Here is a 12,431-nt window from a genome sequence, read left to right on the forward strand (position 1 = left end):
TTTTAATAAAAGTTTTGAGAATTTTGCACCATGACAACCGAACAATATCAGGAAGCCGTTGATTGGCTTTTCGTACAAGCACCCAACTATCAAGTTGATGGAGAGAAGGCTTATAAGCCTGGTTTAGATAATATCAGGAGGCTTTGTGCCTTTTTCGATAACCCGCAGGATAAAATAAAGTGTATTCACATCGGAGGCACCAATGGAAAAGGCTCTACAACTAATATGCTCGCCTCTGTTCTTCAGGAGGCAGGCTATAAGATTGGAATCTATAATTCACCTCATCTAATTGATTTTACGGAACGGATCAAGATAAATGGTGAAAATTGTGATAAAGGATTTGTTTTCAATTTTATTCAGAAATTAAAAACCCTTCCGGAAGATATACTTCCTTCTTTTTTTGAATTTACTACCATTATGGCTTTTGAATATTTTTATCAGAAGCAGGTTGATTTCGCTATTATTGAAGTTGGGCTGGGAGGAAGGCTTGATTCTACCAATATTATCCAACCTTTAGTTGCTGCTATTACTAACGTACAGTTAGACCACCAGAATATTTTAGGAAACACTATCCAGGAAATCGCTGGAGAAAAAGCCGGCATTATTAAACCTAATGTCCCTATTATTTCCGGAGACGAAAATCAAATTGTAAAAAGCATTCTTAAAGCTAAAGCAGAAAAAGAAAATACTTCTTTTATTGATGCCTCTTTAATACATTCTGATTTAAAATCAGATTTAAAAGGGAATTACCAACAGAAAAACATCAGGGTTGTTTTAGCTTTAGTAGAAGAGCTGGTACAATTAAAGGTCTCAATTTCCGATAAGAATGTCAAAGACGGACTGCTGAACGTTCACCGTAATACCAACTTTATCGGCCGCTGGTTTGAATTTTCACAAAACCCATTGACAATTTGTGATACCGCTCATAATCAGGCGGGTTTAGAACAGGTCTTTTCACAGTTAAATTCCATAAAAAAATATAAGCATGTTATTCTGGGATTTGTGAATGATAAAAAAATAGATGAAGTCATGGGCTTATTACCTGAGAACGCTCAGTTCTATTTTGCAAAACCAGCCATTCATAGGGGAAGACATCCGAAAGAGTATGAAGATTTGCTCATTGGAGCAAAAATTATTTATAAAATTTTTGATTCTGTACAGGAAGCCTATCTTTCTGCAAAACAACAATGTACAAATGAGGAAATGATTTTTATCGGCGGAAGTAACTTTGTTGTTGGAGAATTTTTAGAAAAAAATTTGGAGATTTACAGATAAGTCGTATATTTGCACCACTCTAAACGAGAAAACAAGTATAGAGGGTTCTTAGCTCAGTTGGTTCAGAGCATCTGGTTTACACCCAGAGGGTCGGGGGTTCGAATCCCTCAGGACCCACAAAGGTTACTGAAGCCTTTCAAAAAAATTCAGGGCTCTTAGCTCAGTTGGTTCAGAGCATCTGGTTTACACCCAGAGGGTCGGGGGTTCGAATCCCTCAGGGCCCACAGAAAATCTCTCAAGAAATTGGGAGATTTTTCTTTTTCTATCCTATGCTGTCAACAAGACAATTAAGGCATTCTTTCCAACAACAACCCAAGTTTGTAAAGATCGAGATACCGAAGACTTCCGGTACCTTTTAAAAGATGGTTTTTTAACACCCTTTTTCCCGCTGTAAAAAATAATTTGAAAAACAACCTCAAAGGCTGATTTTTCAACACTTTGTAAGCCTTTACCAGTTTAACTTCAGAAAGCCGCCCACTCAACTGTTTATTTTTAAGCATATTGGATAAGCTTTCAACAGACTCTTTTACTTTTTCAAGATAAAGTTGGTTATTTTCTACATCATTATTAAAAATAGGATTTTCAATATGATCAATTTTAATATTCTCCGCCCGCAGGTCCATTGCAAAAAGTAGATCTTCATACCCGTATTTTTGAAACTCGGAATTAAAACGAACTTTTTGTAAGGTCTCTTTTTTAATGATAAAATTATTGGTTTGAAAACTTAAATAAGGATTTTCTAAGCGCTTATTAACTGGTAAATTTTCACGTTCTATTGCGAATTTCCACCTTAGATAATGATCCTGATCCGGAAATGATTCTGAAACTTTTCTGCCTCCATATATTACCTGTGTAGTGGAGTTATTAACAATAAATGAAATATAATTTTCTAAAAAATTCTTCTCAATTATTTTTCCGTCACAATCCAGAAAAAGCAAATAATCCCCTCCAGAATAATCCAGAAAAAGATTGCGGATTCTGGATCGGCCTATATTTTTTTCAAGAAAGATAAAATGATCTGCTTCTTGTTGAAGTCCACGGTTGATATCAATAAATTTTTCATCTGAAGCATCGTCTATTAAAAGAATTTCTGCATTCAGGTTTTTCTCTGAAATTTCGTTCTTGAGATCATTCACCAATTCACCTACCTCGAAGTTATACACAGGAATACAGATGGAGATTTTCATCAATTATATTTTTTCAATAATTTTCTGAATATCCAGCTCTTCCAGACATGCCCAATCTCCCCGATAGCATTCTTTATCGCCAAATACGGAACACGGTCTACATGTTAAATCTTTAATCTGTACGACATCATTCTCACTCTGTCCAAATCCTAAAAACCCTGCATATGGATGCGTTGCCCCCCATATAGAAACACAACGTGTACCTACAAGACTAGCCAAATGCATATTCGCAGAATCCATCGAAATCATCAGTTCCAATTCTGCTATTTTATTGAGTTCTTCTTTAAGGTTCAATTTTCCGGATAAGCTTTTGGTATTGGGAATTTCAGTTTCCCATCTTTCAAGAGTTTCCGTTTCTTTTTTCCCGCCTCCAAAGAAGTACACCATTTCCCTCTTGGCCAAAACTCTCGCCAGCTCATAAGATTTCTCTAAAGGGAGCATTTTCCCTTTGTGCTGAGCGAAAGGAGCAAATCCTATTCCTGATTTTTTCTGAGAACCTGGTCTCAGCTGATCGGACAGTTTTACCTCAAAGCCCATTTCTCTGAAAACATCAGCATAACGTTCAACCGTTCTTTTCAGCTGGATTTTATCCAGATTCCAGATATCTGTAAGCTTTTCTTTCTCCTCTTTCCCTTTATCTATTTTGAATACTTTATATCCCTTTCTCCTGTAGATTTTATCCAAGACCTTAGTCCTGATCACATCATGAAGATTGGCTATATAATCCGGATGGAATTCTTTTATAAGTTCATTGGCCAATCTGTTCAGTCCAAAAAAACCTTTATAATCATCCAGATTAATTCCTTTAAATATAATATTCGGAATATCCGAGAACAGGCTTTCAAAATTCTTCCGGGAAACCATAATAATTTCCACATCCGGATTTTGTTCAAGAAACTCACGAAAAACCGGCGCTGTCATTGCAACATCACCAAAAGCAGAAAAACGGTATGCTAAAATTCTGGTCACAACTACGACTTGAGTTGATAGGCAACCGCATAAAATTTAATTTGTTTGGTCATTGCCATTAAACCATTGGCTCTGGATGGAGAAAGAAACTCCTGAAGCCCTATTTCCGAAATAAACTCAAAATCTGAGTCTAAAATTTCCTGTGTAGAATGTCCACTGTAAATACTTACCAATAATGAAACAATCCCTTTTGGTAAAATCCCGTCAGAATCTGCATTAAAGAAAAGTTTCCCGTCTTTGAATTCAGCATCGATCCAAACTTTACTCTGGCAGCCTTTAATAAGGTTGTCATCTGTTTTCTTATCTTCAGAAAGTCCTTTTAAGTCTTTTCCAAGGTCAATAATATATTCATACTTCTGCTCCCAATCTTCAAGAAACGCAAATTCATCGATTATTTCCTGCTGTTTTTCTTTAATGGTCATCTTTTAACTATTTCTTTGTGCAAAGATAGCCAATTTTGTAAAGTTTTTTTATTGTGATGCTTTTTGGAAAACTTCCAGCAGTTTTACTTCTTCATTTTCCCAGCAGAGAAGTTCTGACGCTTTTTCCAATTCGTCTTGATATTTCCCCCTGCCTCTGTCCAAAACCAGAGTTATAGCCCTTGCAATACTTTCAGGCTGATGGTCTTTGATTATTTCCCCAACATTAAATTGTTCTTTGATTCTCTTCATTTCCGGAAAGTCTGCCAAAATCAAAGGGACTCTTGCCTGGATACAGTCTAATACCTTATTAGGCAGAGAGTATAAATAACTGTCTCCTCCATTTTCCTCAATACTCAATCCTGCATCTGCTAAAAGCGTTACCTTTCTTAAGTCCTCGGGTTTTAATTTCCCCAGAAACTTAACTTTATGTTGTAGATTTTCACGAATTACCAAATCTTCGAATTCTCTTTTTTGGGGACCATCACCCGCAATTTTAAAAATAACCCCTTCCAGACGGTGCATTGCCAAAATGGCTTTATCAATTCCCCTGAACGGATTTAGAGCGCCTTGATATAAAATGATCTTCGGATTATTTTCAGGGATTTGTAAGGTAAAACTGATTCTTTTTGGTGCATTCTGTACAACAACAGGGTTTACGTGATACCTTTTTTGAAACCACTCTGCATAACTTTTGCTTGCAGTGATCATCAATCTGATTTCAGGAAGAATTTTCTTTTCCAGGTATCGCCAGAGTTTTTGTGACATTTTGCCCTGAATTGCCGGCATCTCAGAAAAAATTTCATGACTGTCAAAAACCAGAGGAATCTTAAATTCTTTGGAGACAAGATAGTTAGGAAGCAATGCATCAACATCATTTGCATGCAGTATGGTGTTTTTATCCACTCTTTTCTTTAACGCTTGGTAAAGCTTCCAGTTGAATTCAAAATAGGCCGTTTTCAGGCTTTTTGACCTTAAAGGGATTCGTGAAAAAGGATAAGGCCTTTCCATTTCCTGGGCTCCTCCCCAGTCATTTCCTATAAGTTCTATTACATATCCGTTGTCATGCAAAGTCTTACAAACCTTCTCTATTCGCTGGTCTGTAAATAGGTTACTGAAAGCGGATGTAATTATTTTTTTTTTCATGAACTCTTCTTTCCTGCCATCAAATGATAAATTTGTATGAAACAGATTAGTCCATTAGGAATGATCACCGGCCAGAGCATTCCACTGTAGATACCATATATGACAAAACAAATACAGCCCACCATATTTACGATTCGTATTTTTCTTACATCTTTTAAAATAAAACTCAACACGATAAAAAGTGAAGCAGAATATCCGACGTAAGTAGCAATTTCGGGACTCATAAGAAAAATTTAAAGGAAACAAACTTAATCATTTTCAATAAGATAATAAAACTTTTTTCTGCCATAAAGTCATTTATTCATTTTTGGTAAAATATTTGTAATTTAGATAATGAATAAAAGATAATTCTATCTTTATTCTAATTGAGATATATTATGGATTATAAGTTTTCACAAGGTTTGAGCCAAGTGTTCAAACAAAGCAAAAATGAAGCTAAAAGGCTGAAAAGTGAATTTCTTAATACAGAACATCTACTTTTAGGTATTATAAAAACAGAAAACTCTGCAAAAGAAATCCTTCAAAACCTTAATGCCGATTTAACACAAATCAGAAGAAAAATTGAAACTCTAAATACAGCAAGTCTTAATCCTATTTCTGAGGAGGTAACAAATATTTCTTTCACTAAGATGGCAGATCATGCTGTTAAACGTGCAGAGTTAGAATGCAGACAATACAAAAGTAATGAAATTAATACCGTTCATTTGCTTTTAGGCATTCTTTATAAATATGAAGACCCCACCTCAAATATATTAGGAGCTTACGACATCGATTATGAAGGAGTTTCAAGAGAGTATCAAACAATGCTTAAAAATTCAGGGCAGGCACCTCAGATGAGCGCCTATGACGATGACGACGAAAGAGAAGATTTTGAGCAAATGAGAAAGCCTGCAGGAAATTTAGGTTCTGCAAAAAGCAAGACTCCTACATTAGATAACTTCGGTAGAGACCTTACTTCTTTGGCAAGAGATGGAAAATTGGATCCTGTTATCGGTCGTGAGAAAGAAATTGAGAGGGTTTCTCAGATTCTTTCTCGTAGAAAGAAAAACAATCCGCTTCTTATCGGGGAACCTGGAGTTGGTAAATCAGCTATTGCTGAAGGTCTGGCTTTAAGAATTCAGCAGAAGAAAGTTTCAAGAGTTCTTTTTGGTAAAAGAGTCATCACTCTGGATCTGGCAAGTTTAGTTGCCGGAACAAAGTATCGTGGTCAATTCGAAGAAAGAATGAAAGCCATTATGACGGAGTTGGAGAAAAACCGCGATGTCATCTTATTTATCGATGAGCTTCATACCATTGTTGGTGCCGGAAGTTCTACGGGAAGTTTGGATGCATCCAATATGTTTAAACCAGCATTGGCAAGAGGTGAAATTCAATGCATTGGAGCCACTACTCTGGATGAATACCGTCAGTATATTGAAAAAGACGGAGCTCTGGAAAGAAGATTCCAAAAAGTAATGGTAGAGCCAACCAATATTGATGAAACCATTCAGATTTTAAATCAGATCAAAGATAAGTATGAAGAACACCACAATGTTGTTTATACACCGGAAGCGATATTAGCTTGTGTCAATCTGACATCAAGATACATTACCGACCGTTTCTTACCAGATAAAGCGATTGATGCAATGGATGAAGCAGGTTCACGTGTCTATATTAAAAACATGAAAGTGCCTACTGAAATCATTGACTTCGAAAAGAAAATTGAAGATATTAAAGAACTGAAACAGAAGGCTGTAAAAGCTCAGGATTACCTTGAGGCAAGAAAGCTGAAAGATGAAGAGGAACGTCTTCAAATGGAGCTTAATGCGGCTCAGGATCAGTGGGATAAAGATGTAAAAGAGAAAAAAGAAACCGTAACTGAAGAAAATGTTGCAGAAGTGGTTTCTATGATGAGTGGTGTTCCTGTAACTAAAGTTGGTAAGAATGAGCTTGATAAATTAGCTCAGATGGATAACAACCTGAATGGAAAAGTAATCGGTCAGGAAGACGCTGTAAGAAAAGTAGTTAAAGCTATTCAAAGAAACAGAGCCGGTCTTAAAGATCCAAACCGTCCTATTGGAACATTTATCTTCCTTGGAACAACAGGTGTTGGTAAAACTGAGCTTGCCAAAGTAATGGCCAGAGAACTTTTTGATTCTGATGAAGCATTGATCAGAATTGATATGAGTGAATATATGGAGAAATTCGCAGTATCAAGACTAGTAGGTGCGCCTCCGGGATACGTTGGGTATGAAGAAGGTGGTCAGCTGACTGAAGCCGTAAGAAGAAAACCTTATGCTGTGGTTCTTTTAGATGAGATTGAAAAAGCCCACCCTGACGTATTTAATATCCTTTTACAAATTTTGGACGAAGGACATGTTACAGACAGCTTAGGCAGAAAAATTGATTTTAGAAATACCATTATTATCCTGACTTCAAATATCGGTACAAGAGATCTTAAAGATTTCGGAGATGGAGTTGGATTTGGAACTTCTGCTAAAAAATCAAATTCAGATACCAGAGCGAGAAGTACCATCGAAAATGCACTTAAAAAAGCATTTGCTCCTGAGTTCTTAAACAGAATTGACGATATTGTAATCTTCAACTCTCTTGAGCAGGCTGATATCAAGAAAATCATTGATCTTGAGTTGAACAAACTTTACAACAGACTTGAAAAATTAGGATATAAAGTTGATTTAACTGATGCAGCAAAAGACTTTATTTCCGAAAAAGGATGGGATAAAGATTTTGGAGCAAGACCACTGAAGAGAGCTATCCAGAAATATATTGAAGATTTATTAGCTGAAATGCTGGTAAATAAGCAATTAAACGAAGGAGAAACTATTGTCCTGGATGTTAACGAAGCAAAAGACGGGTTAACAGGAAAAGCCCACAAAACTAAAAAGACGACTGAAAAGTCTTCACAATAAAAAGTAATTTTGTTAAGAAAGAAGCATCGGGAATTCCCGATGCTTTTTTTATTTCGTTATATTCTGTTTCAGACTAAAGCCCGATCACAAAACCAATATTAGGAACTAAACCACTCGAGAAAATACTTGACCGCTCTTTATATAAAACATTATACATCAAGCCTAATTGCATAAAAGAATTTCCTCCTATCCTTTGCATATACCCTCCGCCCAGATAAAGAGCACTTTCTTGTCTGTTATCCTTATAACCATAGTATTTATCTTTATAATCGATGAAATAATGCTGGAAATTACCTCCTAAATAAAATGATCTTGCGAAATAGTAATTGACAAAAGGCCCTACTCCAAACATTGTTGATCTATAAAAATCTGAAGTCTGCCATGAAATACTCCCTATCACTCCTGCTTCCAGGTCATTGGTAACCATATACCCTACTCTTGGAGCTGCCTGAAGTGAAAACGAACTGTTACTACCAAAGCCTAAGCCAATACCTCCACCGAATGTCCACCGGTTTGTTTCTGTTATGGGAGCACCAACCGAAACCTGAGAAAATACAGGCAGCGAAAGGATCAGCAATAATGGAATAAATAATTTTTTCATATGCAGTTAATTAATTGTTTTTAAGGATTATATGGAATCGATTATCTTCATAAGACTTTTATATTTAATCCAATCCATGATGATTTCATATAATATCGTTTTTATCAATGTTTAAAATTATAACTTTTTTTGCGAATAGGATTATCGTAATTTTGCACCCGTTAAGATAGAGATAAAAATTCTATCAAAAATATTATGAAAGTAGTTGTAGGATTATCAGGAGGTGTAGATTCCAGCGTTACAGCATATTTGCTGCAACAGCAGGGTCATGACGTTGTGGCATTGTTTATGAGAAACTGGAATGATGCTTCCGTTACACTGGAAGATGAATGCCCATGGATCGAAGACAGTAATGACGCGCTGATGGTAGCTCAGAAATTAGGAATCCCTTTTCAGGTTATCGATATGAGCGAACTTTATAAAGAGCGAATTGTTGACTATATGTTTGCTGAATACCAAAAAGGGAGAACTCCCAACCCCGATGTTTTATGTAACAGAGAGGTTAAGTTTGATGTTTTTATGAAAACAGCGATGTCTTTAGGTGCTGACAAAGTGGCTACGGGACATTATGCAAGAGTGAATTCTACTTTTGACGAAAACGGAAAAGAAGTTTTTCATCTCTTAGCAGGACAAGATAACAACAAAGATCAGTCTTATTTTCTTTGTCAGCTCAACCAGGATCAATTGTCAAAAGCATTGTTTCCAATTGGAGAACTGACTAAACCTCAGGTAAGAGAAATTGCTAAGGAGATAGGCCTGGTTACTGCAGATAAAAAGGATTCTCAGGGATTATGCTTTATCGGTAAAGTAAGTCTTCCTCAATTCCTTCAACAACAATTGAAACCAAACGAAGGCGAAATTGTAGAAATTTTTAAAGATTCTCCACTTTTCTCACAGGAAACACCTTCATTTTCTTCCAAAGAAGAAGAACTCGAGTTTTTATCTCAAAAAGTCAATTATAAAAAATCTGACGGAAAAGTAATCGGAAAACATCAGGGAGCTCAATTTTTTACGATCGGACAAAGTAAAGGCCTTGGTATCGGCGGACATAAAGAAAGCTGCTTTATCGTGTCGAGAGATATGGAAAACAACATCATCTTCGTAGGTGAAGGACACAGCTTTCCAGGGTTACATAAAAAAGCTTTGAAAATTGACAACTCCGAACTTCACTGGGTTCGTGAAGACCTGCGACTTAATAATGGGGAGTCCATGGAAGTAATGGCCAGATTCCGCTATAGACAAGGATTACAAAAAGCAGTTATTTATCAGTTTGAAAATGCATTTTATATGGAATTTGAAGAGCCTCAGTCTGCTATCGCCGAAGGGCAGTTTGCCACCTGGTATATTGATGATGAGCTTTTAGGAAGCGGAGTGATCGCATAAGTCTTTGTAGCCTGTTTTCAGAATTATGCTAGAAAGAAAAATTAAAATAGTATATCGATAAACCCGAAACCAATGGCTTCGGGTTTATCTTTTATATTCTCGGAAGGATATTCCTTCTATTATTTAATTAAATGAGTCTAAATAATTGTCTGGCAATATTTTTCCCAGATCTTAACACTCTATTTTAAGAATAAAACAGATCAATAAAAAACTTAAAAATCCAGAATACAAGCTCCATGATTTACGTTTTATTTTATAAGTACATGTTAGTTAAGAGCTGATGCTCTATTGAAAATTAGCTTACCAGCCAATCTTTAAAATCCTTAACCCGGTCTCTGCTTACCGTAATCTCCTCTTTTGGCTGAAATTCAAGTTCTACTTTATAATTGGGTGAAGTATGAATATTCTTAATATAATCGGAATTGATAATAAACTGTCTGTTTACCCGAAAGAATTTACTCTCTTCCAATAACTCCTCCAGCTCGTCTAAAGTAAAGTCTGACGGATATGAACGTTCTTGTGTCTGCAAGTAAACAATTTTATTCTCGCTATAAAAACAACTTACTTCGTGAGTCTGGATAATTTTCAGGTTATATCCAATTTTAACCAGAATTCTGGAAAGCGTGGTTTTATCTTTTTTAATTAGCTGCTTAATTTCCTGTGAGCTGACCGAGTTATCCGCAGGAAGAAATGATTGATATTTTTCAATAGCCCCGGCCAGATCCTCTTCAAGAATGGGTTTTAATAAATAATCGATACTATTTAATTTAAAAGCTTTTAGAGTATATTGGTCAAAAGCAGTAGTGTAGATAATAAATCCTTTGGTAGGAACTTTTTCAAAAATATCAAAGGACAAACCGTCGCCCAAAACAATGTCGGAAAAGATTAATTGAGGATGTTCATTTTCCGAAAACCAAGTTACCCCTTCTTCTACTGATTCGATTTTAGCCACTACCTCTATTTCAGGAAAAATACTTAGCATTCGTTCTAATTTCCTTGAGGCAGGTCTTTCATCTTCAATAATGACAGTTTTGATCATCGAATAAGGGTTTTAGTTTTAAAAATCAGAAAATAAAATTAGATAAAAGAATCCAAATTGTAATTAAAATTTAGGCTTACTTTTATTCAGCTCTTTATTTAAAATATCACGCTCCCAATCAGAGTCGAAGATGAATAGCCTAACAGCTCTTACCGTCAGAATAATTCCCCAGATCGCCAGGATTATTGATCCTTGAAATAATGAAAGTTCAATTTTTCCATGTTCAAATAGATCATTGAAAAATAAAATTCCTGAAATAATTCCAAACCACATAAGGCTTTTATAAAAACGTTTCAGCTGTCTAACTCTTTCGTAAGCCTGCTGATATTCCGGTGTGTTATTAAAGTGTTTTTCCATGATTTCTTTTTTCATCTTCCATTAGTTCTTTTATTTTTCTTTCTTCCCAGTCTCTTCCAATCCCGAAAACAGTAGCAGCGTGGGCTGCAAGACCAACTCCCCATCCCAGCATTGGCCAATAGAACCATAAGTGTCCGGGAGATGTTAAAAGGTTTAAGGCAAGTAAAAAAGGAATGACAAGACAATAAGAGGTAAGATTCCCATAAAAGCTTTTTAGTTCCTTTACTCTCTTTGTGGCTTTTTCATAAGCCAAATTTTCTTTACTGAATGATGTGGTTTCCATAATTTTAATTGTTTTTGATTTTGTTAAGTCAAATGTAGGTCGAAAAACACCCTCAATCAATTATATATTACCGAATGGTCAATTATCTGTTCTGAGTTGTAAAAATCCCGGCTTAACTGAAATTAGAGTTTTCATTTTTTAATTCTCTTCTTTCTTAATGACCATGGATACTTAAGAAAAATGATTATATGTAATGTCTTCTCTCCTTTTATTAATAGATAAATGGAATCAGTTTCTTCGTTACTTTTCTGTATTCAACATATTCATCTCCAAACTGTTCAATAAGCGTCTGTTCTTCTATTTTAATCCTATAGCTAAACGCCAAAAATGGAGGGATAAAAGCAAATAATAAAGAAACCCAATTATTTAAGAACAATCCTAATCCCAGGAAAGTTAATAGGGAAAATGCATATGATGGGTGTCTGATGTATTGATAAAAGCCTTCTTTTTTAATTTTATGATCTTCTCGTATGGTCACATCTACTGTAAAATATTTTCCTAAAGACCTGATAATAATTAACCTGAAGATAATACCCAAAAGTATAAAAGCTTCCCCCAGATAGAAAATCCAGGCAGAATGAGCGATCGGAATATCGAAAATATGCGAAGCCGTAACTGCAGCGAAAATCGACAAAATAATAACCAACCAGAGCACGCTGAGTGTCGATTGGTCTTTTTTCTGATCCTTATCTCCTGATTTCAATTTCTGCTTGTAAATGATTTCGCTGAGAAACCATACTCCCATAGAGATATAAAATAAGATTTGTAAGTTCATAGTTGTTGTTTTTAGGTGAGGGCTAAAAGGCGAATTGGCTAAAGTGAAAAATCGTAAAATCGCGGAATCGTAAAATTGATAGAGCCTT

13 protein-coding genes and 2 tRNA genes are annotated in these 12,431 nt (G+C 35.6%); 5 read left to right on the top strand and 10 right to left on the bottom strand.

The window, feature by feature from the left end; translation table 11 throughout:
- Nucleotides 1-30 precede the first annotated feature (30 nt).
- From CJF12_RS13995 to CJF12_RS14005, 3 genes are all read left to right on the top strand, one after another.
- Complete coding sequence (locus CJF12_RS13995) at nucleotides 31-1,275, top strand: bifunctional folylpolyglutamate synthase/dihydrofolate synthase (protein ID WP_034684650.1); 1,245 nt, start codon at nucleotides 31-33, stop codon at nucleotides 1,273-1,275.
- Nucleotides 1,276-1,317: 42 nt separating this feature from the next.
- Nucleotides 1,318-1,392: transfer RNA gene (locus tag CJF12_RS14000), tRNA-Val, on the top strand.
- Nucleotides 1,393-1,424: 32 nt separating this feature from the next.
- Nucleotides 1,425-1,499, top strand: a tRNA-Val gene (locus CJF12_RS14005).
- Nucleotides 1,500-1,562: 63 nt separating this feature from the next.
- Here CJF12_RS14005 and CJF12_RS14010 read toward each other — a convergent pair.
- From CJF12_RS14010 to CJF12_RS14030, 5 genes are read right to left on the bottom strand one after another with little or no spacing between them, the layout of a single operon-like run.
- Nucleotides 1,563-2,462 carry a glycosyltransferase family 2 protein gene (locus CJF12_RS14010; RefSeq protein WP_034684647.1) on the bottom strand — a complete coding sequence of 300 codons (900 nt, stop codon included), beginning with the start codon at nucleotides 2,460-2,462 and terminating at the stop codon, nucleotides 1,563-1,565.
- 3 nt (nucleotides 2,463-2,465) lie between these two features.
- Nucleotides 2,466-3,431, bottom strand: a complete 966-nt coding sequence (locus tag CJF12_RS14015; protein ID WP_034684644.1) for a glycosyltransferase family 9 protein — start codon at nucleotides 3,429-3,431, stop codon at nucleotides 2,466-2,468.
- Nucleotides 3,432-3,433: 2 nt separating this feature from the next.
- The gene (locus CJF12_RS14020; RefSeq protein ID WP_034684642.1) at nucleotides 3,434-3,853 is read right to left on the bottom strand and encodes a SufE family protein; all 420 of its coding nucleotides are present in this window, start codon (nucleotides 3,851-3,853) and stop codon (nucleotides 3,434-3,436) included.
- 48 nt (nucleotides 3,854-3,901) lie between these two features.
- Nucleotides 3,902-4,996, bottom strand: a complete 1,095-nt coding sequence (locus CJF12_RS14025; protein WP_034684637.1) for a glycosyltransferase — start codon at nucleotides 4,994-4,996, stop codon at nucleotides 3,902-3,904.
- Nucleotides 4,993-5,220: a hypothetical protein gene (locus CJF12_RS14030; protein WP_034684634.1), complete on the bottom strand. Its 228-nt coding sequence runs from the start codon at nucleotides 5,218-5,220 to the stop codon at nucleotides 4,993-4,995. The genes CJF12_RS14025 and CJF12_RS14030 overlap by 4 nt, the downstream gene beginning before the upstream one ends.
- Before the next feature lie 153 nt (nucleotides 5,221-5,373).
- On the opposite strand from CJF12_RS14030, the gene CJF12_RS14035 reads away from it, so the two are divergent.
- A complete protein-coding gene (locus tag CJF12_RS14035; protein ID WP_034684631.1) occupies nucleotides 5,374-7,905 on the top strand; it encodes an ATP-dependent Clp protease ATP-binding subunit in 2,532 nt (843 codons plus the stop codon).
- A 73-nt stretch (nucleotides 7,906-7,978) separates the two neighbouring features.
- Here CJF12_RS14035 and CJF12_RS14040 read toward each other — a convergent pair whose 3' ends face one another.
- Nucleotides 7,979-8,506: a hypothetical protein gene (locus tag CJF12_RS14040; protein WP_034684628.1), complete on the bottom strand. Its 528-nt coding sequence runs from the start codon at nucleotides 8,504-8,506 to the stop codon at nucleotides 7,979-7,981.
- 195 nt (nucleotides 8,507-8,701) lie between these two features.
- Between CJF12_RS14040 and mnmA the strand changes: the two genes are divergently transcribed.
- On the top strand, nucleotides 8,702-9,889 hold the full coding sequence (gene mnmA, locus CJF12_RS14045) for a tRNA 2-thiouridine(34) synthase MnmA (protein ID WP_034684625.1): 1,188 nt from the start codon (nucleotides 8,702-8,704) through the stop codon (nucleotides 9,887-9,889).
- A gap of 295 nt (nucleotides 9,890-10,184) precedes the next feature.
- Here mnmA and CJF12_RS14050 read toward each other — a convergent pair whose 3' ends face one another.
- From CJF12_RS14050 to CJF12_RS14065, 4 genes are all read right to left on the bottom strand, one after another.
- On the bottom strand, nucleotides 10,185-10,928 hold the full coding sequence (locus CJF12_RS14050) for a LytR/AlgR family response regulator transcription factor (RefSeq protein ID WP_084675640.1): 744 nt from the start codon (nucleotides 10,926-10,928) through the stop codon (nucleotides 10,185-10,187).
- Nucleotides 10,929-10,991: 63 nt separating this feature from the next.
- Nucleotides 10,992-11,285 carry a 2TM domain-containing protein gene (locus CJF12_RS14055; protein WP_157759862.1) on the bottom strand — a complete coding sequence of 98 codons (294 nt, stop codon included), beginning with the start codon at nucleotides 11,283-11,285 and terminating at the stop codon, nucleotides 10,992-10,994.
- Complete coding sequence (locus CJF12_RS14060) at nucleotides 11,269-11,568, bottom strand: 2TM domain-containing protein (protein ID WP_034684618.1); 300 nt, start codon at nucleotides 11,566-11,568, stop codon at nucleotides 11,269-11,271. The genes CJF12_RS14055 and CJF12_RS14060 overlap by 17 nt, the downstream gene beginning before the upstream one ends.
- Nucleotides 11,569-11,779: 211 nt before the next feature.
- On the bottom strand, nucleotides 11,780-12,343 hold the full coding sequence (locus tag CJF12_RS14065; RefSeq protein WP_034684615.1) for a methyltransferase family protein: 564 nt from the start codon (nucleotides 12,341-12,343) through the stop codon (nucleotides 11,780-11,782).
- Nucleotides 12,344-12,431: the final 88 nt, after the last annotated feature.

The sequence above is a fragment of the Chryseobacterium piperi genome, from assembly GCF_002285635.2.
GTDB classification, from domain to species: Bacteria; Bacteroidota; Bacteroidia; order Flavobacteriales; family Weeksellaceae; genus Chryseobacterium; species Chryseobacterium piperi.

Bases quoted from the DNA above. Each gene is read 5' to 3' on its own strand.
- CJF12_RS13995 (WP_034684650.1), top strand. From the start codon at position 31: ATGACAACCGAACAATATCAGGAAGCCGTTGATTGGCTTTTCGTACAA.
- CJF12_RS14010 (WP_034684647.1), bottom strand. From the start codon at position 2,462: ATGAAAATCTCCATCTGTATTCCTGTGTATAACTTCGAGGTAGGTGAA.
- CJF12_RS14020 (WP_034684642.1), bottom strand. From the start codon at position 3,853: ATGACCATTAAAGAAAAACAGCAGGAAATAATCGATGAATTTGCGTTT.
- CJF12_RS14025 (WP_034684637.1), bottom strand. From the start codon at position 4,996: ATGAAAAAAAAAATAATTACATCCGCTTTCAGTAACCTATTTACAGAC.
- CJF12_RS14030 (WP_034684634.1), bottom strand. From the start codon at position 5,220: ATGAGTCCCGAAATTGCTACTTACGTCGGATATTCTGCTTCACTTTTT.
- CJF12_RS14035 (WP_034684631.1), top strand. From the start codon at position 5,374: ATGGATTATAAGTTTTCACAAGGTTTGAGCCAAGTGTTCAAACAAAGC.
- CJF12_RS14040 (WP_034684628.1), bottom strand. From the start codon at position 8,506: ATGAAAAAATTATTTATTCCATTATTGCTGATCCTTTCGCTGCCTGTA.
- mnmA (WP_034684625.1), top strand. From the start codon at position 8,702: ATGAAAGTAGTTGTAGGATTATCAGGAGGTGTAGATTCCAGCGTTACA.
- CJF12_RS14050 (WP_084675640.1), bottom strand. From the start codon at position 10,928: ATGATCAAAACTGTCATTATTGAAGATGAAAGACCTGCCTCAAGGAAA.
- CJF12_RS14055 (WP_157759862.1), bottom strand. From the start codon at position 11,285: ATGGAAAAACACTTTAATAACACACCGGAATATCAGCAGGCTTACGAA.
- CJF12_RS14060 (WP_034684618.1), bottom strand. From the start codon at position 11,568: ATGGAAACCACATCATTCAGTAAAGAAAATTTGGCTTATGAAAAAGCC.
- CJF12_RS14065 (WP_034684615.1), bottom strand. From the start codon at position 12,343: ATGAACTTACAAATCTTATTTTATATCTCTATGGGAGTATGGTTTCTC.